This is a genomic window from Acidobacteriota bacterium (genome assembly GCA_039028635.1).
GTDB lineage: Bacteria > Acidobacteriota > Thermoanaerobaculia > Multivoradales > JBCCEF01 > JBCCEF01.
The window spans coordinates 14,072-37,505 of the sequence record JBCCHV010000044.1 but is presented as its reverse complement, the minus strand read 5'-3'; the positions used below and the strand labels follow the sequence as shown (position 1 = coordinate 37,505).

Genomic DNA, 23,434 nt, shown 5'->3' with positions numbered 1-23,434 from the left:
GTCTCCGGGCAGCGCTCAGCGCTTGGCGAGGGCCACGTAGGGGCGTTCCGTCTCGCCGGTATAGATCTGCCGCGGTCGGTTGATCTTGTAGGGCGCCGACCGCATCTCGCGCCAGTGGGCAATCCACCCCGGCAGACGGCCGAGGGCGAACATCACCGTGAACATGTTCGTCGGAATACCCATCGCCCGGTAGATGATGCCGCTGTAGAAGTCGACATTGGGGTAGAGCTTCTTCTCGACGAAGTAGGGGTCGTGGAGCGCCACCTCCTCGAGGTTCTTGGCGATCTCGAGCAACGGATCGACCACACCGAGCTCACCGAGCACCTTGGCGGCGGTGGCCTTGAGGATGCGTGCCCGGGGATCGAAATTCTTGTACACCCGATGGCCGAAGCCCATCAGGCGGAACTCGTCCCGCTTGTCCTTGGCCCGATCGACGTACTTGCGGTAGTTGCTGCCATCGCGCTGGATCTGCTCCAGCATCTCGATCACCTTCTGGTTGGCGCCCCCGTGGCGCGGCCCCCAGAGGGCGCTCACTCCGGCGGCGATCGAAGCGAACAGATTGGCTTCGCTGCTACCCACCATGCGCACCGTCGAGGTGCTGCAGTTCTGCTCGTGATCGGCATGCAGAATCAGCAGCAGGTTGAGGGCCTCACGCAACACCTCCGGCACCACATAGGGCTCCGCCGGCACGCCGAACATCATGTACAAGAAGTTCGAGCAGTAATCGAGGTGATTCTGCGGATACATGAAGGGATGGCCGATGGTCTTCTTGTAGGAGAAGGCGGCGATGGTGTGGGCCTTGGCGAGCAGGCGCACGATATTGGTGTCGTCGCTCTCGTCCTCGCCCTCCGGGTAGTAGGCCGACAGGGAGGCCACCATCGAGGACAGGATCGCCATCGGATGGGCCGTCGGCGGATAGCCCTCGAAGAACTTCTTCATGTCCTCGTGCAGCAAGCTGTGGTACGTCAGCTTGTGGCGGAAGGCGTCGTACTCCTCCTGGTTCGGCAGCTCACCGTAGATCAGCAGATAGCTGACCTCGAGGAAATCGGCCTTCTCGGCGATCTGCTCGATCGGATAGCCGCGGTAGCGCAGGATGCCCTTCTCACCGTCGATGAAGGTGATGGCGCTCTCGCAGGAACCGGTATTGCCGTATCCGGGATCGAGGGTGATCACCCCACCGGTGGAAGAGCGCAGCTTGGCGATGTCGACCGCCACTTCCCCTTCCGAACCCGAGGTGACGGGCAAGTCGAACTGCCGATCGTCCAAAGTCAGTTTGGCTGTACTCATAACAACTCCGAAAATCAAACTGCGCTGCGGTGAGCGAAGTCAAGAAAGCAGGTGAAGGAGCAAACTCCTCGGGCAAGGCTTCGGAACGCGATTGTATCGGGTCTTCCAGGAACCGCGCAAGGACCTTTCGCCGCACAGCGGCAAACCACCAAGGGCCACGAAAGACCGACGATTTCGGAGCCTCGATCAGGCCCCGGCGGGACCTATACGCCGCGCTGGTCCGCTCCCCAGAGAAGCTTGTGGAGCTGCAGCGCGAGACGCACCGGCAGGCGGTCCCGCAAGATCCACTCGGCGAGGGCGGGGGCGTCGAGCTCGCCGTGCACCGGAGACAGGTGAACCGCCCCGATCTCGGCCAGGCGGCCGCGGCCCTCGAGACGACGCAGCAGATCCCGCGCCCAGAGGTAGTCGGCTTCGTCGCAGATCACCATCTTGATCTCGTCGCGCGCCGTCAGAAGATCGAGGTTGGGCCAGTGGTTATTCTCGGCCTCACCGCTGCCCGGGCACTTGACGTCGACGATCCGTCGCACCCGCGGGTCGACATCGCTGATGTCGACGCCGCCGCCGGTCTCGAGCAGCACTTCGTAGCCGCGATCGCAGAGGGCCGTCATCAGGGGACGGGCGCCGCGCTGCAGGAGGGGCTCGCCGCCGGTGACCTCGACCAGCGGGCAGCCATAGCCTTCGACCTCCTTCAGCACGTCGTCGAGGGAGCGCCAATCCCCTTCGTAGAAGGCGTACTCCGTGTCGCACCAGCGGCAGCGCATCTGACAACCGGTCAAGCGCACCAGGACGCAAGGCCGACCGATGGCCGTCGACTCACCCTGCAGCGAGTAGAAGATCTCGTGAATCCGCAGCCGCTGCGTCGCTGGCAACCGCCTCACTTCGGAGACCGGCCGCTGGGCCGAGGTGGTGGTCATGGCTCGTAGATGGCGCAGGAGGTGTCGTTCTCCCACACCTCCACCCGCGGAATGGTCACCCGATCGTCGCTCAGCCGCCGAGCCACCTCGCCGTGAACAAAGGACGCCAGGCTCTCCGCGGTGGTGCTGCGTTGGTCGAAGGGTGGGATGTCGTTGATCACCCGGTGATCGAAGGGATCGAGCACCTGCGCCATGACCGCCTTGAGGTTGGCGAAATCGACCACCATGCCGAGCTCGTCGAGGCTCTCGGCGGCGGCGAAGACCCGCACCCGGTAGTTGTGACCGTGGAGGTTTTCACAGCCGCCCTGGTGCCCCACGATGAAGTGCGCCGCCGCGAAGGTGAAGTCTTTGAAAACGGTATACATGTGCTCTCGACCGCGTCGCCTCGCCCCGACGATTCTCGTCCCTTTCCGGAATCTTCCGCCGGCACTGCGTGTTCTCTTCCTCGACGCGGGCCGTCGGGAGCTCAACGACCCGCCCAACCGGAGCCTCCCCGGCTCCAGCCCACAAAAAAAGCTCCCTCTCCTCCCCCGCGCCGATCCCCTCTTCGCCGCGGGGCTTTTTCCATTGGGGGGCTAGTTCTTCCAGGGGGGCTAGGCGCCCCCCTCAGGCGCACGCACATGTCGTGCGCCTTCACCCCCGTCCTCGGCGCCCAAGGCGCCGCCTCGGGCTGCGCCCTCGGATGCCGCCTGCTCCACTAGCAGACGGCAGCGTTTCTCTCCAACAGCTTCAGAGGGGGCTAGGCGCCCACCTCAGGCCTGCGCGGCCCGGCGACGCACATGTCGTGCGCCTTTACCCTCGTCCTCGGCGCCCACACGGCGCCGCCTCGGGCAGTCACTCCTTGCCCTACCCCCTGAGCTGACGCAGGACGTAATGCAGGATGCCGCCGTGCTGGTAGTACAACACCTCCTGCGGTGTGTCGAGGCGCACTTTGGCTTCGAACTCGACGGTTTCGCCGTTGTCGCGGCGGGCGGTGACCTGGACCCGGCGACCGTTGGCGAAGCTGGCGGCGACACCGGCGGCGAGGCCATCGATGTCGTAGACCTCGTGGCCGTTGAGGCCCAGGGCTTCGGCATCCTGGCCATCGACGAACTCGAGAGGGGCGATGCCCATGCCGACCAGGTTGCTGCGGTGGATGCGCTCGTAGCTGGCGGCGATGACGGCGCGCACGCCGAGGAGCCGAGGCCCTTTGGCGGCCCAGTCGCGGGAGGAGCCGGTGCCGTACTCTCGACCGGCGAGCACGATAGAAGCGACGCCGGCGTCTTGATACTTCATCGAGGCATCGAAGATGGTCATCGGTTCGCCGTCCGGCAGGTGGAGGGTCCAGCCGCCCTCGATCTCCGGCACCAGCTTGTTGCGCAGACGGATGTTGGCGAAGGTGCCGCGCATCATCACTTCGTGGTTGCCGCGGCGGGAGCCGTAGGAGTTGAAGTCCTTGGGCGTCACGCCGCGCTCGACCAGGTATTTGCCCGCCGGGCTGTCGGCCTTGATGGCGCCGGCCGGCGAGATGTGATCGGTGGTGATGCTGTCGCCGAGGAGTGCCAACACGCGAGCATCGTGGATGTCCTCGACCATCGGCGGCTCGACTCCCATGCCGGCAAAAAACGGCGGCAGCTTGACGTAGGTGGAGTCGTCGTCCCAGGCGTAGGTCTCACCCTCCGGCACCGGCAGCGCCCGCCAGCGTTCGTCCCCGGCGAAGACACTGCTGTACTCGCTCTCGAACATTTCCGCCCGCAAGGCCCTGCCGACGGTGGTGCGAATCTCCTCCTGGCTCGGCCAGAGCTCTTTGAGATAGACATCGTTACCGTCGCGATCGGTCCCGAGGGGCTCGTTGTAGAGATCGATGTCGATGCGGCCGGCCAGAGCGTAGGCCACCACCAGGGGCGGCGAGGCCAAGTAGTTGGCGCGCACGTCGGGACTGATGCGACCTTCGAAGTTGCGGTTGCCCGACAGCACCGAGGCACAGACCAATCCACCGGCGTGGATGCCGGCCGAGATCTCCCCGTCGAGGGGACCACTGTTGCCGATGCAGGTGGTGCAGCCATAGCCCACCGTGTGGAACTTCAAGGCTTCGAGAAAGGGCGTGAGGCCGGCTTCGGCGAGATAGCGGGTCACCACCTTGGACCCCGGCGCCAAGCTGGTCTTGACCCACGGCTTGACCTCGAGTCCCCGTTCGACGGCATTCTTCGCCACCAATCCGGCGGCCACCATCACCGAAGGGTTCGAGGTGTTGGTGCAGCTCGTGATCGCGGCGATCACGATCGATCCGTGATCGAGCACGATCTCTTCTTCGCCGCGGGTGACGAAGACCGAGCCGTCGTCCGACACCACCGGTTCGGCGACGGCCGTCCCGCCGCCGCCAGCGGCCGCCGCGACGCGGCCACCGCCGCCCTTGGCAACTCCCCGCAGATTGCCGAGGCCATCCTCGAAGGACTTCTTGACGGCCCCGAGGTAGATGCGGTCCTGCGGCCGCTTGGGGCCCGCCAGGGATGGCTCGACGGTGCTCAGATCGAGGCCCAGCGTGTCGCTGTACTCGGCATCCGGGGTGGCGGCCGTGTGGAACATGCCCTGTTCCTTGTAGTAGGTCTCGACCAGACGGACCTGGCTCTCGGAGCGGCCGGTGAAACGTAGGTACTCGATGGCGACGTCGTCCACCGGGAACAGGCCGCAGGTGGCACCGTACTCGGGGGCCATATTGCTGATGGTGGCGCGGTCCGCCAGCGCCAGCTGAGTAAGGCCAGGACCGAAGAATTCGACGAACTTGCCCACCACCCCCTTGGCGCGCAGCTTCTCGGTGACCATCAGCACCAGATCGGTGGCCGTTGCACCTTCCGGCAGGCGACCCTCGAGGCGGAAGCCGACGACCTGCGGAATCAGCATCGAGATCGGCTGGCCGAGCATCGCCGCCTCCGCTTCGATGCCGCCGACGCCCCAGCCGAGAACGCCGATACCGTTGATCATGGTGGTGTGGGAATCGGTGCCGACGAGGGTGTCCGGGAAAGCGAAGGGAAGCCTCCCGGAAGCAGCGTCCCGCGGCGACACCATCACGCCCCGGGCCAGGTACTCGAGGTTGACCTGGTGCACGATGCCGGTCTCCGGCGGCACCACCTTGAAGTTGTCGAAGGCCTGCTGCCCCCAGCGCAGGAAGGCGTAGCGCTCGCGGTTGCGCTCGAACTCTTTCTCGGAGTTGATCAGCAGCGCCGCCGCCTTGCCGTACTCGTCGACCTGCACCGAGTGATCGATCACCAGCTCGACCGGCTGCATCGGATTGATCTTCGTCGGACTGCCGCCGAGCTCGTTCATGGCATCGCGCATCGCCGCCAAGTCGACTACCGCCGGCACGCCGGTGAAGTCCTGCAGCAGCACCCGCGACGGCATGAAGGCGATCTCCTGAGACGGCACCGCCTGCGGCTGCCAGTCGATCAGCGCCTCGATATCGTCGATCGTCACCACCAGGCCGTCTTCGCGGCGCAGCAAGTTCTCGAGGAGGATCTTGAGGGCATAGGGGAGGCGCGCGATCGACCGCCCGCGATCCTCCAGTGCCGGCAGCCGGGCGATGGCGAAGCTCTCACCGTCGACCGTGAAGGATCCGTGGGTTCCGAAGGTATCGGCCATAGCTCGCTTTCTCCTGCAAGAAATTCAATGCCGGCGACAGACGGCGCTGCCCGGTCCCGCCGAACGGGACGACCAAACAGACTCGCGGGTCCAGGGCTCACCGGCGGATAAACAGCGTAGCGAAATCGGAGAAACCCCGCCGTGGCTCCGGCCCCCGGGATGGTGCGGGGGACAGAACTGCGAGGCGGGCTGGTCGGGCCAGGGTAAGCGCGACAAGCAATCCGACTCCAGTCTCCATTGTAGAACAAGCCGCGACGCGGCGGAAAAGGCAGATCGGACCGGCCACCGGGTTAGAATCGCACCAATGTCGCAAGACCGCTTCGAGCTCACGCCTCCGGTTCTCCTGATCGCGATGCCGCAGGTGCGGGATCCGGACTTTCTGCGCTCCGTGGTGCTGCTCATCGAGCACACCGAGGAAGGCAGCTTCGGCTTGGTGTTGAATCGCGTCGCGCCGCTCCAAGTGCGCGAGATCCTCAAGGGCCTGGAGCTCGCCTGGCAGGGCGACTCGGCGAGTCTCGCCCATTTCGGTGGTCCGGTGCAGCAGCAGCTCGGGACCGTCCTCTACGGCGGTCAGCCGCTCGGCCCCCCAGAAGCCAGCCGCGAGCTGGCGGCGGGTCTCTCCCTGACCCAACACCTCGAAGTGCTCGACCTCCTCGCCAAGACACCGCCGAGCGATCTGCGGTTGTTCCTCGGCTACGCCGGCTGGGACGATGGACAATTGATCTCGGAGATTCAGCGCAACGACTGGCTGACCACACCGCTGCCGCCGGATTTCGTTTTCAGCGACGAGCCCGAAACCATGTGGGAGGAGGCGGTGCGCGCCGCCGGGGTCGATCCGGCTCGACTCGCTTGGTCCCAGCCGGCCGACGGTGACACCGCCAATTGAGCCGGCCCCCGCATGAGGACCGCCGGCAGCCCGCCGGGCCGCAGCGAGCGATGACGAAGAAAAAGAAAAAAAGGCAGCGTGCCGGCAAGAAGGGCAAGCTGCGCCATGAACACTCCGCGGGAGGCCTGGTGGTTCGCGAGCAGGAGATCCTCCTCATCTCGCTGCAAGACGGCCGCCGTTGGCAGCTCCCCAAGGGTCATATCGAGAAGGGCGAGACGCTCGAGCAGACGGCCCTCCGGGAAGTGCTCGAAGAGACCGGCATCGAGGGGCGCGTGATCGCTCCGCTGCCCCATATCGAGTACCGTTTCCCTCACCGACGCCGCGAAGTCCTCAAGCGGGTCGACTACTTCCTGCTCGAGTTCATCGGCGGCTCGACCGCCAACTTCGATCCCGAGGAGGTCTCCGGCGCCGCCTGGTTTCCGTGGCAAGAGGGCATCGAGCGGCTGACCTTCGACAACGAGCGCAGCGTCGCCTGCGCCGGCATCGACCGCTGGCGCGAGCATCTCGCCGAGGCCGCTTCGTGACCCGCATCGTCCTCCAAATCGCCCTCAACGGCCTCGCCCTCTATCTGATCGCCCATCTGGTGCCCGGCATCGGCCACCAGGGCGACCTGCCGACGCTGCTCTTCGCCGGCCTCGCCATCGGTCTGCTCAACTGTCTGGTCAAGCCCTTCCTGACGCTCTTCTCGCTGCCGCTGCTGATCGTCACGCTGGGCCTTTTCTATCTCGTGATCAACGGTCTTCTGCTGCGCCTTGCCGCCTGGCTGGTTCCAGGCTTCGAGGTCGCCGGTTGGCTGCCGGCGATCCTCGGCGGTGCGGTGCTGGCGGTGGTGAATGCGCTGATCCGCGGCTGGAGCCGAAAGAAGAGCGGCGCTGGAGGTCCTTCGTGAGCAAAACCGCCATCGTCACCGGTGCCAGCTCGGGCATCGGAGCCGCGACCGCTGGAGCGCTCCGCCGAGCCGGCTTCGAGGTCGTCCTCGGCGCCCGCCGCCAGCAGCCCCTGGAAGACACCGCCAGCGCCATCGGAGCGCGCTGCCACCCCCTCGACGTCACCGACGCGGCGAGCGTTGCCGCCTTCTGCGCCCACCTCGAGGAGGTTCACCTGCTGGTCAACAACGCCGGCGGCGCCTGGGGTCTCGACGCCGTCGAATCGGCCTCCGACGAGCGTTGGGAGTGGATGTACCGCACCAACGTCCTCGGCACCCTCGCCATGACCCGCCAGCTGCTTCCCAAGCTGGTGGCCTCGGGCGACGGTCAGATCGTCAATGTCGGCTCGACGGCGGGCTTCGAGGTCTACCCCGGTGGCGCCGGCTACACCGCCGCCAAGCACGCCCTGCGCGCTCTCACCGGCACGCTGCGGCTCGAGCTCCTCGGCCAGCCGGTGCGGGTGACGGCGGTCAATCCTGGGCTGGTGGAGACCGAGTTTTCGCTGGTGCGCTTCGATGGCGACGCCGAACGCGCCGCCGCCGTTTACGCCGGCATGAATCCGCTGACCGCCGAGGACGTCGCCGAGTGCATCGCCTGGGCCGCCACCCGGCCGAGCCACGTCAACATCGACGAGATCGTCGTCCGCCCACGCGATCAGGCGACGTCGACGCAGGTCCACCGGGAACCTCCGCCGACACCATGAAGCGAGCCTCTGGATACCTGTTGCTGAGCACCGGCCTCGCCGTCGGCCTCACCGCCTGCGACCTGCTGCCGAAGCGCTCCCTCGGCGAGCAGGTGTGGCGCAAGCGCTGCGCCGAGTGCCACGGTCTCGACGGCGCCGGCAACACGCCGCGCTATATGGGCCAGCCCTACGCCGACCTGCTCGACGACTCGTGGAATTACGGCAGCGACGAAGTCGCCATCGAATCCGCCATTCGCGACGGCATCCTCGGCAAGATGCCGCCGTCGCCGGAGCTCAGCCGGGACGAGGTGCGGGCGGTGATGGAGTACCTCAAGGAGCTGCGCCGCAACCGGTGAAGCCCGCCGCCACGGCCCTGCTCCTGCTCTCGGCCGGGTCCTTTCTCGCCCTCGCTTGCGGGCCCGAGGACCGCAGCCCGCCGGCTCTCTACGGCTATTACTGCGCCCAATGTCACGGCGACCAGGGGCAGGGCAATCCTCGCCTCGACCGCCCCAACCTCGACCTGCGGGAATCGACCCTGCTGAGCGGTGATCGCCAGGATGCCCATCGCCGAATCGCCGAGGGCTACAAGACCATGCCGTCTTTCCGTAACCGGTTGTCGCCGGCGGAGATCGAAGCCCTCATCGACTTCACCCGGCGATTCCGACAGGATGAGCCCGCGATCGGCGACGCGCCGACGGAACCAAACCTCTGAGTTTCAGGACTTCACGCCCGTGATCTCGACCTCGAACCCGGCACCTTCCCGCCGCCCTCGATTCAACCGACCGCGAAAGGCCCCGACATGGACCCCCGACACCTGAAACAGGCGATCATTCGCCTCCAGGCCCTCGACGACCGGCTGACCCACAAGATTCGTCCGAGCTCGCGCACCACCATGACGCGCCCGTCGACGGAACGGCTGGAGGAAGAGCTGCGCCACCTGGCGCAGTACAGTGTCGAGCTGAAGGAGATCGTTCAGCTGATGCTCGCCGGCATCACGAACCAACCCCCGGCCGATTCGCCCGGCGGGTGATTCGGACGAGCTCCGGCAAGCGCGCCAGATCGCCGAGATCGCCACCTTCGCCTCGCCGCCGCAGGAGGAGTGCCTCCATGCCGGCGGCGAGCGCCCCCTCGAGGTCGTGGCGCGCCGAATCCCCGACGTGCAGGCCTTCGGCCGGAGCGACGGCGAGATCGGCGAGGGCGCGAGTGAAGATCTCCGGACTGGGCTTCTCCAATCCCACCGCCTGGGAGTAGACGATCGCCTCGAAGAAGCGCCCCAGGCCGAGATCCGCCAGCAGCCCCGGAAGGCGCTCATCCCAGTTGCTGACCACCGCCATCGGCACCTCGAGACGACTCAGGGCTTCGAGAGTCGGCACCACTTCGGGATAGATCTCCCAGGCCGCGGCGCGACCGAACTCGTGAAAGAGCTCGGCCGCAGCGAAGGGAATCGGCGTCCGGTGATCGAGGTGCTCCCCGACCCGCGCCACGTAGCGACGCCACCAGCCACCAGCGCCGCCGGGATGGTCCGCGAAGCGATCGCGGCGCGGATCGGCCAGGCACTCGAGCTCCTGCCAGACCTGCACTAGCACCTCTTCGAGAGCGTCCCGGGAAGGGACCTCGACGCCGTGGCGTGCGAGCACGCTGCCATAGATCTCGGCCCGCCGAGGGCTGTGGATCAGCGTGCCGGTGACATCGAAAGTGATCCCGCGCGGTACCGGTCCGCTCTGCTCGAAGGCGCTCACGGGCCCTATGCTAGCCTGCCTGCATGGCGAAATCCTCCCGCCGAGCGGTCCTCGCACTGCTGCTGATTTCTCTCTGGATGGTGCTGCTCTTCACCGGCCATCCGCTCGCCGGCGCGGTCCACCTGCTGCTCTTCGCGGCCCTCGCCATCGCCCCGTGGTGGCGACACGTCCTGCCCTTGGCGCCGCTCGATCCCGAGGATCAGGAATCGTCGCGTTTGCGGTAGAGGTTGCCCAGGCGCTCGACGGCGCGCAGGGTCGAATAGGCCAGGGCGCCGCAGGCGACAGCGACCAGAAAGGCATGGGGGTAGAAAAAGCCGCGCCAGAAAAGCGCCAGGCTGAAGACCGCCATCGCCACCACCACGGCGATGGTTACCTTGACGACCATACTCATGGGGTCCTCCTCGCTTCCACCGGACTGACCAGGGTGCCGACCTGGGAAACCTCGACTTCCAGCTCGTCGCCATCGGCAAGCGGCCCGACGCCCGACGGCGTTCCCGTCAGCACCACATCGCCCGCCTCCAGGGTCATGGCTTGGGAGGCGAAGGAGAGCAGCTCGGCCAGGCTCCAGACAAGCATATCGATCCGCCCCCGCTGACGCTCCTCGCCGTTGATCCGGGTCACCACCTCGAGCGCCTCGAAGTCCGGGCGGACCCGAATCGCCGGCCCCAGGGGACAGAAGCTGTCGAAGGACTTGGCGCGCGCGAAGGTGGCATCGCGGCGCTGCAGATCACGGGCCGTGACGTCGCAGGCGCAGGTCACTCCGAGCACCGCGTCGAGCGCCTCCTCCGCCGTCGCCCGCTGCAGGCGGCGGCGCATCACCAGAGCGATCTCGCCCTCGAAGTCGACCCTCTCGCTCTGCGCAGGCAGCACGATCGGGGCCCGCGGACCGATCACCGCGGAAGGCGCCTTGAGGAAGATCAAGGGCTCCGTCGGCACCTCGTTGCCGAGCTCCTCGGCGTGGCGCCGGTAGGTGCGGCCGAAGCCGACGATCTTGCCCGGCAGCACCGGCGACAGCGGCAGGACATCTCGCCGATCGACCCGCCGTCCGAGCTCCCAGCCACCGGGCAGGGTCTCGTAGGGATCGGAAAACAGCATTCGCAGGTCGTCGACGGATTCACCGGCAGCGAAGAAGCCCTCGGGCGCGAGACGAAAGAGGAGCATCAAGAGGGTCGCCGGGCGGGAACGTGGTGTAACGAGCGCGGCTCAGAAACGGAAACGCCCCGCCGATCGGTGAGATGGCGGGGCGGTCGAGAACCCGCAGGGTTCTGCATCATCGGAGGCCGGAGGAGCTAGGGGTTGATGACCTCGCCGGGCGGAGAGGGCGCCGCCGGAGGCGCCGCAACGGGCGGCTGCGGCACGCCGATATAGCCGATGCTCGCTCCCGGCGCGGTGGTGATGCCGGTCGCCGGAATGCCGCCCTGGCCGGCCTGCGACGGCGACACGAACTGCGGTACCGAGTAGTCCTGCTCCTGGCCGCCGAGGAGCTGCTGCAAACGCTCGACCGCCGAGTACTGGCTCTCGTCCTCCTCCAAGGGGGCATCGTTGGCGGCCCAACCGAGCACCACCGTGGTGGTGTCGATCACGCGCCCGAAGCCGCGCGCCTCGGTCTCGGCGACGACGGACTTGATGTCGGCCTTCGGAAAGCCGACCCAGTTGCCCTGGTCCGTCAACAGCAGCACCTCTTCGCTGCTCCAGCTCGACTCCTGAGGCCGATACTTGGAGAACATCACCTCACCGTTGTGCAGCTCGATGGTAAAGGTCTCCGCCGCGGCCGGCAGAGCGAACAATCCAGCCACCAGCGCCAGCAAGGCAAGGGCCAGAAGAATGCGTCGGGTGATCGAAGGGCCTTGAGCCATGACTACTCCTCCGGGAGCGGTTGCGTCGCACGAAACCTAATCGTTCGAGGAGCTTAGCACGGCCTGCAGAGCCGACGCCGGAAACCGGCCGCCAGCGGTCCGGCGAAAGGCCTGTGCAGGGAGGCGTGCAGCACATAGAATTGTGGCTATCCACCGCCGCCCGGCGGTCGAGGGAACCGAACGGCGCAGCGAGCTCGCCTCGGTGTGCCGGCGAAGATTCCTTCCCGGATCATTCTCAAATCTACAGCACGATCGAAGGCAAGATCATGGAGGCCTGATGACCACGCACAGTGGAGCAGGACTGCCGGATACGATCGTCCGGCAGCTCGGCCGGTTCGTTGCAAATAGCGACCACAGAACCATGTCCCCGGAGGCTCGGGACGAGCTCAAGAAGCGCATTCTCGACACCCTCGGAGTCGCCATCGGCGCTCTTGAAGGCGAACCCATTCGGATGATTCGCCAACACCAAGAGGACTTCGGCGGCAACCCCCACTGCACCTTGATCGGCGGCGGCAAGACGGCGCCCGATCGAGCGGCTTTCTACAACGGCGCCCTCAGCCGTTACCTCGACTTCATGGACAGCTATCTCGCCAAGGGCGAGACCTGCCATCAATCGGACAACTTCGGCGCGGTGATGGCGGCGGCCGAGTACGCCGACGCCTCGGGCCACGACTTCCTGACCGCCATGGCTGCCGCGTACCAGGTGCAGGGACGCCTCTGCGACGAAGCTCCGGTGCGTGCCAAGGGCTTCGACCACACGGTGCAAGGGGCTTACGCCTCGGCCGCCGGCGTCGCCCGCGCCCTCGGCCTCGACGGCGAGAAAACGGCCAACGCGATCGCCATTTCGGGCACCTGCAACAACGCCCTGCGCTGTACCCGCACCGGCGCCCTCTCCCACTGGAAGGGCCTGGCCTACCCCAACACCGCCTTCGTCGGCACCCACGCCGCCTTCCTCGCCTACCGCGGCATCACCGGGCCGGAAGAGGTCTTCGAAGGCAACAAGGGCTTCCAGGAGTCGATCGCCGGCGAGTTCTTCATCGACTGGGCGCAGGAAGACCTCGAGAACGTCAAGAAGTCGATCATCAAGAAGTACAACGCCGAGATCCACTCCCAATCGTCGATCGAAGGCGCCCTCGAGCTGCAGGCCGAGCACGGCTTCACCTGGGATCAGATCGAGCACATCGGGATCGACATCTTCGACGTCGCGTTCCACATCATCGGTGGCGGCGAAGAGGGCGACAAGACGATCATCCGCACCAAGGAAGAGGCCGATCACTCGCTGCAGTACATGGTCGGCGTGGCGCTGATCGACGGCAACGTGCTGCCGGCCCAGTACGAAGGCGATCGGGTGACGCGGGACGATGTCCAGTCGCTGCTGCAGCGCTTCACGGTGCGTCCGAAGCAGGCCTACACGGACCGCTTCCCGGAAGAGGTCTGCACCGACGTCGCGATCACCCTCGAGGACGGCACCGTCCACAGCATCACCAAGACCGACTACGAGGGCTTCAACACCCGGCCGATGAGCTGGCCGACGGTAATCGCCAAATTCACCGACCTCGCCACCCCCTTCACTTCCGAGCGCACCCGCCACGCGATCGTCGAGGCGGTGCAACATATCGAGGAGATGCCGGCGCGGGACTTCGCCGCCATCCTCGGCAACTTGAACGCCTAGGAGACCACCATGGCTGACAAGCAACCCTCCGAGATCTGGGCCAACCGGTCCTTCCCCTATATCCCGATGAACGAGCGCGACCACAAGCCGCGCGACAAATCGATCACCGAGATCCGCGGTCCCTACTACGCCATGACCACCCCCACCTATACCCGCGAGCTGCTCGAGGGCATGGGGGAGCACGTCGATGGCTACAAGTACGCCGGCGGCTCCTTCAGCCTGATGCCGGCCGACTACGTGCGCAAGATCAACCGCATCTGCCACGACCACGGCGTCTACGTCTCGACCGGCGGCTGGATCGAGAACGTGCTGGCCCGCGCTCCCTCCCAGATCGATGCCTACATCGACGAGTGCAAGCGTCTCGAGTTCGACATGATCGAGCTCTCGACGGGCTTCATCCAGCTACCGACGCCGGATCTGATCCGCTTGATCGAGAAGGTCAAGAAAGCCGGTCTCAAGCCCAAGCCCGAGATCGGTATCCAGTTCGGCGCCGGCGGTGACACCAGCCAGGCCGAGCTCGAAGCCGAAGGCACCCGTGATCCGCAGATCCTGATCGACACCGCCAACGACTGCCTTAACGCCGGCGCCTCGATCATCATGATCGAGAGCGAGGGCATCACCGAGAACGCCGACCCATGGCGCACCGATGTCGCTGCCAAGATCATGAAGCAGGTCGGCATGGAGAACGTCATGTTCGAGGCCGCCGATCCGGAGGTCTTCTCTTGGTACATCAAGAACTACGGCATCGACGTCAACCTGTTCGTCGACCATAGCCAGATCGTGCAGCTCGAGTGTCTGCGGCGCGGCATCTGGGGCACCAAGAGCACCTTCGGACGCATCACCACCCACCGCTGATCAGGCCGGCAGCCGCCGGCCCCAACGGAAAAACCCCCAGCTCGGCAAAGCCGGGCTGGGGGCACTCTCTGCAACTCCGGTCGGGCTAGTGCGACAGGCGCACCGCGTCGCCGCCGCCGGAGAGCGACTCCGGGAAGAACAGGCGACCGTCCTCGAAGGACGCACCGCGCAAGGTGAGGGCGAGGGTTTCGCCGAGGTCCTGCACCGGATAGACCTCGATCTGCTGCCGAACGTCTTCCGGCAGATCCTCGAGATCCGGCTCGTTGGCGGCCGGTAGCAAGATCTTGCTGATCCCGGCGCGCACCGCGCCGAGCACCTTCTCCTTGACCCCGCCAATCGGCAGAACCCGACCGGACAGGGTGATCTCACCGGTCATCGCGACGTCGTGGCGCGCCGGCCGTCCCGAAAGGCGGGAAACCAGCGCCGTCGCCATGGTGACGCCGGCGGAGGGACCGTCCTTGGGGATGGCGCCGGCCGGCACATGCAGATGGACATCGGCCTTGAAGGCTTCCTCGTCGATGCCGAGGGCGGCGGCGTGGGAGCGCGCGAAGGACCAGGCGGCACGCGCCGATTCCTTCATCACGTCGCCGAGCTGGCCGGTCAGCACCAGCTCCCCCTTGCCCGCCATGGTGGCCGCTTCAACGAACATGATGTCGCCGCCGACGGGGGTGTAGTACATGCCCGTCGAGATCCCCACCTGGTCTTCCCGGGCCGCCCGCTCGGGATGCACCTTGGGTCGTCCCAGCAGCTCGCCGATGTCGTCCTTTTCGAGCACCACCAGGCCCTCCGCCTCGCGCGCCGCGAAGCGCCGCGCCACCTTGCGGCCGAGACGACCGAGCTCGCGCTCGAGCTGGCGAACGCCGGCCTCCCGGGTGTAGCCCGAGATCAGCGTCGAGACGGCCTCGTCCCGCACCTCGAGCTGCTCACCGGTCAGGGCGTTCTGCTCGAGCTGCCGGGGCAGCAGGTAGCGGCGCGCGATTTCCAGCTTCTCGGCCTCCGTGTAGCCGGAGAAGTCGACCACCTCCATGCGGTCGAGGAGCGGCGCCGGAATGTTTTCGATGAAGTTGGCGGTACCGATGAAGAGCACCTCCGAGAGATCGAAGGGCACCCCCAAGTAGTGGTCCGTGAAGGTGTCGTTCTGGGCCGGATCGAGCACCTCGAGAAGAGCGCTCGCGGGATTGCCCTGGAAGGAGGCTCCCAGCTTGTCGACCTCGTCGAGAAGGAACACCGGGTTGCGCGTGCCGGCCTGCTTCATGCCCTGCAGGATGCGGCCCGGCATTGCACCGACATAGGTCCGGCGGTGGCCGCGAATGTCGGCCTCGTCGCGCACTCCGCCGAGGGCGACGCGCACGTACTCGCGCCCCATGGCGCGGGCGATGGATTTGGCGATGGAAGTCTTGCCGACTCCCGGCGGGCCGACGAACAGCAGGATCGGACTGCGCCCTTCGACGGTGGGAGCCGACGACTGGCCCTCGGCCTCCTGCTCGGCCGGCGCCTCGTCGGCCGGCGCCTCGACTTCGCCGGCGCGGCGCTGGCGTTCGTCGTGCAGCGCCCGCACCGACAGGAACTCGAGCACGCGGTCTTTGACATCGGCGAGACCGTAGTGATCCTCGTCGAGAATCTCCGCCGCCTGCGGAATCTCGAGGTGCTCGGCGGTGCGCTCGTTCCAGGGCAGCTCGGTGATGGTCTCGAGGTAGGTCCGGATGACCTGCGATTCCATCCCTTCGCGACCGATGCGCGACAGCCGGGAGTACTCACGATCGACCTCTTTGCGCACCTCTTCGGAAAGCTCGAGGGCATCGAGCTTCTCCTTGAGCTCTTCGAGGTCGCCGCCGCCGTCGTCCTCCCCGAGCTCCTGCTGGATCGCCTTGAGCTGCTCGCGCAGATACATCTCGCGCTGGCGGTCGCCGAGCTCTTCCTGAACCTTCGACTTGATGCTCTCCTGGGCCTCGAGGACACCGATCTGGCGCTGCACCTGCACCAGCACCCGCCGCAGCCGCTCCTCCACCGAAAGGGTTTCGAGCAGCATCTGGCGATCACCGATCGGCATCTCTGTGTAGGCCGCCACCAGGTCAGCGAAACGACTCGGCTCGTCGGCCGTGTCGATCACCTGGTCGACCACCTCATCCGGCAGACCGGAGCGGCGACCGAGCTCGGCGGCACGCTCCCGAGACTCGCGGTAGAGGGCCTCGAAGGCGGCGTCTTCGCTATCGATCGGGCCCATTTCCTCGGCTTCGCGCACGATCGCCTGGAGGTAGCCGTCGTGCTCGGAGAGGCGCAGGGCGATGCCCCGACTCTCACCGCGCACCAACAATTGCGAGCCGTTGAGGCCGCGCTGGAGCTGAACGATCCGTGCCACCGTCCCGATGGTGTAGAGGCCCTCCGGCCCGACCTCTTCGGTGTTCTGTCGCTGGGCGACGGCGAAAATGAGCTTCTCGGAACTCCGAATCGCCGCCTCGATAGCCTTCAAGGTCCCCGGCCGCCCCACCCCCACGGGGACCGTGACCCCAGGAAACATCACCGCGTCCCGCAAAGGCAAGACCGGGAGGGTCATACTTTCGGACATTCCAACTCCTTCCGCCGGCTGGCTCTAAAATCTAAGCTTCATCAACTCATATCCGATCGAAATCGCCCGGATATAGCGGTCGATGGAGCACAACCGAAGAAGGATCTAACAAATTCCCACTAAGCTTCTGGGTCGAAGTCGATCGCGGGATACCTCTCCCACTCGGCAAAGCCCTCGAACAACCCGGCCGGCCCTTCGATGTGCCGAGTGCGCACCTCTCCGGTCTCGACCTGGCAGGCCAGCCGGAGCTCGGCAGGACGCCGCGCCAACCACACCGCCCAGGGCCCCCGGAAGCCGGCGAACCAGCCCGCCCGGGTGGGAAAGCGACAGATCTCGGTGGCGCCCCCCTCGCGGTCGAGACGCTCGATGACACCTTCCGCGGTGGCCCGCAAGGGAGCTCCCTCGGCGGTTGTACCGACGGTCACGAACCCCCGCAGCGAAAGATGCGGGTAGGGCTCGAGCTTGCCGTCCGGAGCCACCAGCACCCAGCCTCGACCCTCTCCGGAAATTTGGCGAGCCAACCAGTGGTCGCCGAAGCGCGGCGTGGCGTGACTGGCGCGACGGGTTTCGACAGCCCAAGACGAGTCTTCCCCGGACCGGAAGCCAACCAATCGATGGGGCAAGCTGGCGTGGCCCAGGGATACCTGCGGCGGCAGCACCGCTGGACCGCGCACCTCCTCGCCGTCGAGCGCAACGATGCGCCAACGCTCGGGCCGCGCTGCCGGGTCGTCGAGAACCACCCAGTGCTCCGAATCCCACCAACGGGCGCGAGTCGCATAGGGCAGGAACGACGCGAAGGGCACCCAGCGCAACTCTGAAGAACCCTCATAGACCATCAAACCCTGGGAGACGAAGGAGCGAGCCTCGAAGGTCAGCCAGGCGAACCGTCGACCGTCGGGCGACCAGCCGATCGGTAGAGTCATCGGGGGTTGGCGACGACCCTTCAACTGCAACCGGTCGACGGCTCCGCCGGGCTGGATATAGCGCCACTCGACGAGCTCGCCGTAGTCGGCGACGATCGCACCGCCTCCCCCGGGATCGGCGAAGACGCTGCCCACCGGCACGAACAGGTCGCTCACCACCGAGGCACTGCCATCTTCCGCCACCAGCAAGGGGCGGGCGAGGGCATGGTCGAGACCGCGGGCCGGCACGAATCGCAGCTCCCGATCGCCTCCCATGGGCAGAGTCGCCAGCACCTCATCGCCCCGGGGAAGTAGAGGGACCCGCGCCGCCAGCAGGAGACCGGCGAGCAGCAACAGCAGCCCCGGACCCAACACCCAGAGAGCTCGGCGAGCACGCTTGGCATCGGACGGCGAATGGCGCACCGCTCGCCCTGCGGCCAGCACCAGTACCGCGGCTGCGACCCCGACGGCTGCGATCAGAATCTGCAGCAGCAGAGGTTCGCCGCTCGACCACAGCACCGGCAGGGTGCCTTGAGAAGTAGCCACCCAAGGAATGACCAGCGCCAGCAGCAAAAGGACCCCTAGAGCGATCAAGACGGCCCGCCCAGGGCCGCTGCCGAGGCTCGAGGCCAGCAAACCGATGGCTCCCAGTAGGGGTGTCAAGAGCAGGCCGACACGCACCACCCAGCCCGCCAGCTCGGTCAGGTTCAAGAGGTCTCGCAACAGCCCCCCGACCCCGAGACCGGTGATCACCATCACCGCAGCGAAGAAGATCCCCACCACCAGAACGACACCCAGCACCCGCAGCGAGAACAGCAACACCCCGCCGACGGGGCGGGCATAGAGCCAGCCGAGAGTGCCCCGGGAGCGGTCCGCGGCCCAGGTACCGAGGCCGGTGCTGAGGGCGAGAAAGGGCAGCATCAGGCCGAAGCCCAGAGCCGCCACGGACAAGGGCCAATCGCCCGACCAAAAGTCCCAGTGCCCCTCGAGCCAACGGTGGAACAGGGGCATCGACAACAACACCCCGAGACAAACCAACAAGCCCGGCAGGTGACGACGGAGCTCGAAGGCGAGCAGGTGAAGAGCAGCGGTCATGAGGGGGACTCCTGGGTCAAGGCCACAAAGATGTCTTCGAGACCGGCGGGGCGAGCGCTGGCCTCCGGGTGCAGTCGGCGGTAGTGAGCCCAGGTCTCGGCATCCCAGCAGGCTGTGAACACCGCCTCGCGAGTCACCAGCGGCTGCAGGTCCGCCGGCAGATCCGCGCCCAACGGCAACTCCAAGCGCCGCCAGCGGGCCCGCAGACTTTCGACCTCTTCATCCAGAAGTAGGCGACCGCGATCGATCACCAAGACACGATCGAGGGCGGGCTCGATCTCGGCGAGCAGCTGCGAGCTGATCAGAATCCCGGTGCCGGTCTCGACGGCCGCTCCGAGAAGCTCACCGAGCAGGAGTCGCCGCGCCGCCGGGTCGAGCCCGAGGGTGGGGTCATCGAGGAGCAAGAGCCGGGGCCGATGAGCGAGGGCACAAAGCAGCGCAATCCGCGCCTTCTGGCCACGCGAAACGGCCGAAGCGACGGCCCGGCGATCGATTTCGAGGCGGGATTCGAGCTCCTTCGAAAGGGCAGGATCCCAAGTCGGGAAGGTCGCCCGCTGCAGGCCGAGCAAGCGACTCACCCGCATCCCTCGAGGAAAGGACGGCTGCTCCGGCATCCAGCCCACCCGGCCGAGGTGACGCCGCTGCAGAGGATCCCCTCCGAGCACCGCCAGGCGACCACGATCGGCCTCCAGAAAGCCCATCGCCAACTGGAAGAGGGTGCTCTTGCCGGCACCGTTGGCACCCGCCAAGCCCACTACCTCACCAGGCGAAAGGCCGAAGCTGACTCCTGCAAGGGCCGTTGAGCGTCCATAGTCTTTTCCGACTCCATCGGCATCGATCAACCACCTCATGGCTCGTGCTCCTTCCAAACTGCGCCCACCACAGTCATCAGCTCTTTCTCCTCGAAACCCAGCCGGCGGGCCACCGTCACCAGGGCCAAGACATCGCGCCTCAGCAGCTCCCGGGCACGCTCCTGGGCGACCTTCGGAGCGCCCTCAGCCACCACCGTGCCGACCCCTCGCTGGGCGAGGGCCAGGCCGCGCAGCTCCAGCTCGCGCACCGCGCGAGCGGCGGTGTTGGGATTGATGCGCAGAGTCGACGCCAAGACCCGCACCGACGGCAGCGGATCCCCCGGCGACAGGTGCCCGGCCGCCACCGCCAGCGCGACCTGCTCGACGAGTTGCTCGTAGAGCGGCACCGAGCTGGCGAGATCGAGACGCGGAAGCCAGTCCGCCTTCGAAGGGTGTACCATTACACTAGTACATTAGTACAGCCGACTCGGATCCGCAAGCACCGCCCTTGACTCTGGGGTTGGCGTTCGACAGCATCGGCGCGAAAGGATCCGGTCTTCATGCGCCCCGAAGATGCCCAACTGGCAGACGATTACCTCGCTGGCCAACCCACCGCGGTGGCCTCCGTCGAGGGCTGGATCCGTCACGCCGCCCAGCCCTACCGTCGGCGCCTGGCGAGCTCCTGGGACGACGTGCTGCAAGATGTTCGACTCGAGGTCACCCGACTGCTCAGTCAAGGCACCTTCCGCGGCGAGTCGTCCCTCAAGACCTATCTCTGGCGAGTGGTCTGCCACACCTGCCTCGACCGCATCCGCTCCCAGAGCCGCTGGAACTGGGCCGACCTCGACGCCATGCCGGAGTGGGAGGCGGAGACCATCCTCACGGACAGCGGCGCCAAGCTACGGCAGGAATCGAAGGACCTGCTGCAACGGGTGCTCGGGCAGATCTCCGACGATTGTCGGCAACTCTGGGCGATGGTGTTGCGGGGCCTGAGCTACCGCGAGATGAGCGCCTCCGTGGGAGTCGCCGAGGGCACCCTCCGGGTGCGCGTGCTGCGCTGCCGGAAACGGGCCCACGAGCTCCGTTCCGAGTTGCTCGATCACAGTTCTTCGTAACGGCTGTGACACCGAAACGCCTAGAGGGTTGAGGAACCTTCCTGACGAAGGTTCTCTCCGTACGAGGATTGGTACATGGACCGAGACCAAATTCGCGAGCTCCTACCCTGGTATCTCAACGGATCCCTCGAAGAGAAGGAGCGCACCGCCGTCGCCGAAGCGCTGGCGGCGGATCCGGAGCTGCGGCGGGATCTGGTGGAGACCTGGCGGGTGGGCAAGACCTTCGGTGAGCGGGTCCCGACCGCCGAGCTCGTCGCCCACGTCTTCGGGGATGCCACCAGCCTCGACGGCGAGCTCATCGAGCGCCTCGCCGATCCGGAAGAGATCGCCTTGCTGAAGGAAAGCCTGGCGCGCCTCAGCGATGCCCCGGAGGTGGTGCCCTTCCCGGCGGCGCAGCCGGCGCGCCGCTCGTGGCTGCCGGCCGCGATGGCCGCCGGCCTGATGACGCTGGTCGCCAGTGGCGGCTGGTTCAACGAATGGCAGAACGGCCTGCGTTTGGCGGACGACAAGCAGGCCGTCGAACAGCAACTGGCAGCGGTCGAGCAGCAGAAGGAAGACGCCCTCGATCGTCTCGCGGCAAGCGCCGGCGGCGACCTCACCACCGCCGCCAACATCGCCGTCACCTTCCTCGCCGACGGCGTGCAGCGTGGCGAGCCGGCGATCGCCAACCAGCTCGCCCTGCGGCCCGGCAGCGAGCTCCACCTGTTCGAGCTCAACGCCCCGGAGGACCAGGCCGACTACGGCGAGCTCCAGCTCCGCCTGCTGGACGGCGATGGCAATGAAAAGGTGCGGGTCAACGGCCTCGAAGTACAGGGCAACGGCCGCATCACCGCGCTGGTTGATCGCGAGCTGCTGACGCCGGGGCTGCTACGCGGCGAGCTGCGCGGCCGCACCGGCGATGGCGAGTGGCAGCTGCTGCGCAGCTACGCCCTCGAAATCACTCCTTGACCAGCGGACGCGAGACGACGCAGGCGTTGATACCGCCGATTCCCATCGACAGCTTGCCGGCATAGTTGCTCGGTGCCGCCACCGACCGGTCGAAGACGAAGCAGCGGTGGACCTCGGCGATCTCCTCGTTGAGCTCGCTCTCCACCAACGGCGTCGGGTAGAGCTCTCCGCGAGCGTAGCCGAGGTACTGCGCCGTCAGCTCCCAGCCGCCACAGGCTGACATGCCGTGCCCGAAAGTTCCCTTGCGGGCACTCACCAGCACCGAGTCGGGAAAGACGTCGCGCATGCCTTCGACCTCGAGGTAGTCGCCGGGGGTGGCGGTGGCGTGGAGATCCCAGGTGCCGACGTCGTCGGGCCCGATTCCGGCACCTTCGAGAGCCTGGGTGACGGCGGTTCGCGGCCCCTCCTTCGAAGGCGTGATGATGTGATCGGCGTCGGCCGACACGCCGACTGAAACCGGCTCCATGCCGAGGGGCTCGAAGCCCCGCGCCGTCATGTGCTCCCAGTCGCCGACGATCCAGAGGGCGGCGCCGCCGGCGACGTGAGTGCCGCGCAGCTCGCTGAGAGGCTTCGAGACGCTGGCATCGGCCGAGCTGACCCGGGCGTTGTAGAAGCCGCCGACGGTCAACATGTGGGGAGGAGGATCGGTCGCCCCCACCACCACCGCCTTGGCCTCACCACGGGCGATGGTGTCGATGGCGAGCTTCAAGCAAACGCCGAAGGTCGAGCAAGCGGCGACCGGTGCGAAGGCCAGGCCCTTGATCTGCCCTAGCATCGACACCTGCGCCGCCGGCGAGTTGTGGATGTTCCACAGCAGATTGGGGGAAACCGCTTCCCAAGGTGGCTGCGGCGCCCCCCAGTGAGCCTTGAGGCGAGCGAGACGACGACGCTTGGTCTTGATCAAGCGGATCTTGCCCGACTCGACATCGCCCTCGACCCGCAGGGCCTCGATCTCACGCAGCTCGTCGAGGAACTCGGCCAGGCCATCGGAACACGTCATCCAGAAGGCGTCCCACTGCTCGGCGGTGAGCTCGCGCTCCTCGCCGGCGAGGCCCTCCGGCGAGGCCGGCACCTCGAAGGGGGTCGCCGCCGGATCGGCGAGATGATCGGCGAGGGCGCGATTGCGCTCGGGCTGAGCCCAGAATCGGTTCCAGCGCCGCTGAGCGCGATGATGGGCGATCGAAACGTCGTAGATGGTGGGCAAGGCCCCGAGGCCGGTGCCGATATAGACGTGGGCTTCGGTCCCGAGCGCCTGGAGCTCCTGCTCGAGGCCGGGATTCTGACGCAACGCCTGAATATAGGAGCCCACCGCCAACTGGGTGGTGGGATCCATCTTGTCGACCAACTGTGGGAAGCGATTGGGCGGAAAGCGCTCATCGACCCACGGCTTGTAGGCGGCGAAATCGAACTTCGGATCGCCGACCAGGAAGTTGTTCGGGCCGAAGCCATCGAAGGCCGACAGCCAGCTCTCGGAGCCGGCGAGGTTGTCGGCGAACTCGTTCACATCGGCCGATCGCGGGGCGATGATGCCCCAGCCAAAGATCCCTACCTTGCGCACATGTCCCCCTGAGGAATTTAGAGCTCG

General features: G+C 66.7%; 25 protein-coding genes. 12 read left to right on the top strand and 13 right to left on the bottom strand.

The features are described from left to right. Positions 1–15: 15 nt before the first annotated feature. The 4 genes from AAF604_17130 to acnA form a co-directional block, all read right to left on the bottom strand. On the bottom strand, positions 16–1,287 hold the full coding sequence (locus tag AAF604_17130; GenBank protein MEM7051396.1) for a citrate synthase: 1,272 nt from the start codon (positions 1,285–1,287) through the stop codon (positions 16–18). Between the two features lie 203 nt (positions 1,288–1,490). Beyond that, positions 1,491–2,201, bottom strand: coding sequence for a radical SAM protein (locus AAF604_17125; GenBank protein ID MEM7051395.1), 711 nt, complete (start codon positions 2,199–2,201; stop codon positions 1,491–1,493). Beyond that, positions 2,198–2,566 carry a 6-carboxytetrahydropterin synthase QueD gene (queD, locus tag AAF604_17120; protein ID MEM7051394.1) on the bottom strand — a complete coding sequence of 123 codons (369 nt, stop codon included), beginning with the start codon at positions 2,564–2,566 and terminating at the stop codon, positions 2,198–2,200. The genes AAF604_17125 and queD overlap by 4 nt, the downstream gene beginning before the upstream one ends. A 481-nt stretch (positions 2,567–3,047) precedes the next feature. Continuing rightward, positions 3,048–5,816, bottom strand: a complete 2,769-nt coding sequence (gene acnA / locus AAF604_17115) for an aconitate hydratase AcnA (protein MEM7051393.1) — start codon at positions 5,814–5,816, stop codon at positions 3,048–3,050. Between the two features lie 304 nt (positions 5,817–6,120). Between acnA and AAF604_17110 the strand changes: the two genes are divergently transcribed. The 7 genes from AAF604_17110 to AAF604_17080 all read left to right on the top strand — a co-directional run bounded on the left by AAF604_17110 (position 6,121) and on the right by AAF604_17080 (position 9,340). Then, complete coding sequence (locus AAF604_17110; protein ID MEM7051392.1) at positions 6,121–6,702, top strand: YqgE/AlgH family protein; 582 nt, start codon at positions 6,121–6,123, stop codon at positions 6,700–6,702. Positions 6,703–6,752: 50 nt separating this feature from the next. Continuing rightward, positions 6,753–7,226 (top strand): NUDIX hydrolase, encoded by a 474-nt coding sequence (locus AAF604_17105; protein ID MEM7051391.1) that lies wholly within the window; start codon positions 6,753–6,755, stop codon positions 7,224–7,226. Beyond that, the gene (locus AAF604_17100; protein MEM7051390.1) at positions 7,223–7,591 is read left to right on the top strand and encodes a phage holin family protein; all 369 of its coding nucleotides are present in this window, start codon (positions 7,223–7,225) and stop codon (positions 7,589–7,591) included. The genes AAF604_17105 and AAF604_17100 overlap by 4 nt, the downstream gene beginning before the upstream one ends. After that, positions 7,588–8,331, top strand: coding sequence for an SDR family NAD(P)-dependent oxidoreductase (locus AAF604_17095; protein ID MEM7051389.1), 744 nt, complete (start codon positions 7,588–7,590; stop codon positions 8,329–8,331). Before AAF604_17100 ends, AAF604_17095 begins: the two co-directional genes overlap by 4 nt. After that, a complete protein-coding gene (locus AAF604_17090) occupies positions 8,328–8,666 on the top strand; it encodes a c-type cytochrome (GenBank protein MEM7051388.1) in 339 nt (112 codons plus the stop codon). Before AAF604_17095 ends, AAF604_17090 begins: the two co-directional genes overlap by 4 nt. After that, positions 8,663–9,022: a cytochrome c gene (locus AAF604_17085; GenBank protein ID MEM7051387.1), complete on the top strand. Its 360-nt coding sequence runs from the start codon at positions 8,663–8,665 to the stop codon at positions 9,020–9,022. The genes AAF604_17090 and AAF604_17085 overlap by 4 nt, the downstream gene beginning before the upstream one ends. A gap of 87 nt (positions 9,023–9,109) precedes the next feature. Further along, on the top strand, positions 9,110–9,340 hold the full coding sequence (locus tag AAF604_17080) for a hypothetical protein (GenBank protein ID MEM7051386.1): 231 nt from the start codon (positions 9,110–9,112) through the stop codon (positions 9,338–9,340). On the opposite strand, the gene AAF604_17075 is transcribed toward AAF604_17080, so the two are convergent. After that, positions 9,303–10,049, bottom strand: coding sequence for an HAD-IA family hydrolase (locus AAF604_17075; protein MEM7051385.1), 747 nt, complete (start codon positions 10,047–10,049; stop codon positions 9,303–9,305). The two genes, AAF604_17080 and AAF604_17075, sit on opposite strands and share 38 nt — an antisense overlap. A 23-nt stretch (positions 10,050–10,072) precedes the next feature. On the opposite strand from AAF604_17075, the gene AAF604_17070 reads away from it, so the two are divergent. Continuing rightward, on the top strand, positions 10,073–10,273 hold the full coding sequence (locus AAF604_17070; GenBank protein ID MEM7051384.1) for a hypothetical protein: 201 nt from the start codon (positions 10,073–10,075) through the stop codon (positions 10,271–10,273). Here AAF604_17070 and AAF604_17065 read toward each other — a convergent pair. The 3 genes from AAF604_17065 to AAF604_17055 form a co-directional block, all read right to left on the bottom strand. Beyond that, a complete protein-coding gene (locus AAF604_17065; GenBank protein ID MEM7051383.1) occupies positions 10,249–10,440 on the bottom strand; it encodes a hypothetical protein in 192 nt (63 codons plus the stop codon). The genes AAF604_17070 and AAF604_17065 overlap by 25 nt on opposite strands. After that, entirely contained in the window at positions 10,437–11,210 is a 774-nt protein-coding gene (locus AAF604_17060; GenBank protein ID MEM7051382.1) for a fumarylacetoacetate hydrolase family protein, read from the bottom strand. The genes AAF604_17065 and AAF604_17060 overlap by 4 nt, the downstream gene beginning before the upstream one ends. 128 nt (positions 11,211–11,338) lie before the next feature. Next, entirely contained in the window at positions 11,339–11,905 is a 567-nt protein-coding gene (locus AAF604_17055) for a hypothetical protein (protein ID MEM7051381.1), read from the bottom strand. Positions 11,906–12,266: 361 nt separating this feature from the next. Here AAF604_17055 and AAF604_17050 point away from each other — a divergent pair, with 361 nt between their 5' ends. Together AAF604_17050 and AAF604_17045 are read left to right on the top strand one after the other, a co-directional pair. Next, the gene (locus AAF604_17050; protein MEM7051380.1) at positions 12,267–13,577 is read left to right on the top strand and encodes an MmgE/PrpD family protein; all 1,311 of its coding nucleotides are present in this window, start codon (positions 12,267–12,269) and stop codon (positions 13,575–13,577) included. 9 nt (positions 13,578–13,586) lie between these two features. Further along, complete coding sequence (locus AAF604_17045) at positions 13,587–14,432, top strand: phosphosulfolactate synthase (GenBank protein ID MEM7051379.1); 846 nt, start codon at positions 13,587–13,589, stop codon at positions 14,430–14,432. Positions 14,433–14,517: 85 nt separating this feature from the next. On the opposite strand, the gene lon is transcribed toward AAF604_17045, so the two are convergent. From lon to AAF604_17025, 4 genes are all read right to left on the bottom strand, one after another. Beyond that, positions 14,518–16,998 carry an endopeptidase La gene (lon, locus tag AAF604_17040; GenBank protein MEM7051378.1) on the bottom strand — a complete coding sequence of 827 codons (2,481 nt, stop codon included), beginning with the start codon at positions 16,996–16,998 and terminating at the stop codon, positions 14,518–14,520. A 119-nt stretch (positions 16,999–17,117) separates the two neighbouring features. Further along, entirely contained in the window at positions 17,118–18,995 is a 1,878-nt protein-coding gene (locus AAF604_17035) for a hypothetical protein (GenBank protein ID MEM7051377.1), read from the bottom strand. Next, a complete protein-coding gene (locus AAF604_17030) occupies positions 18,992–19,846 on the bottom strand; it encodes an ABC transporter ATP-binding protein (GenBank protein ID MEM7051376.1) in 855 nt (284 codons plus the stop codon). Before AAF604_17030 ends, AAF604_17035 begins: the two co-directional genes overlap by 4 nt. Next, positions 19,843–20,247: a GntR family transcriptional regulator gene (locus AAF604_17025; protein MEM7051375.1), complete on the bottom strand. Its 405-nt coding sequence runs from the start codon at positions 20,245–20,247 to the stop codon at positions 19,843–19,845. The genes AAF604_17030 and AAF604_17025 overlap by 4 nt, the downstream gene beginning before the upstream one ends. A 99-nt stretch (positions 20,248–20,346) precedes the next feature. On the opposite strand from AAF604_17025, the gene AAF604_17020 reads away from it, so the two are divergent. Next, on the top strand, positions 20,347–20,901 hold the full coding sequence (locus AAF604_17020) for an RNA polymerase sigma factor (protein MEM7051374.1): 555 nt from the start codon (positions 20,347–20,349) through the stop codon (positions 20,899–20,901). A 75-nt stretch (positions 20,902–20,976) separates the two neighbouring features. Beyond that, on the top strand, positions 20,977–21,849 hold the full coding sequence (locus AAF604_17015; protein MEM7051373.1) for a hypothetical protein: 873 nt from the start codon (positions 20,977–20,979) through the stop codon (positions 21,847–21,849). Here the strand turns inward: AAF604_17015 and AAF604_17010 are convergent. Continuing rightward, positions 21,839–23,407, bottom strand: a complete 1,569-nt coding sequence (locus AAF604_17010) for a beta-ketoacyl synthase N-terminal-like domain-containing protein (protein ID MEM7051372.1) — start codon at positions 23,405–23,407, stop codon at positions 21,839–21,841. The two genes, AAF604_17015 and AAF604_17010, sit on opposite strands and share 11 nt — an antisense overlap. Between the last annotated feature and the right edge of the window lie 27 nt (positions 23,408–23,434).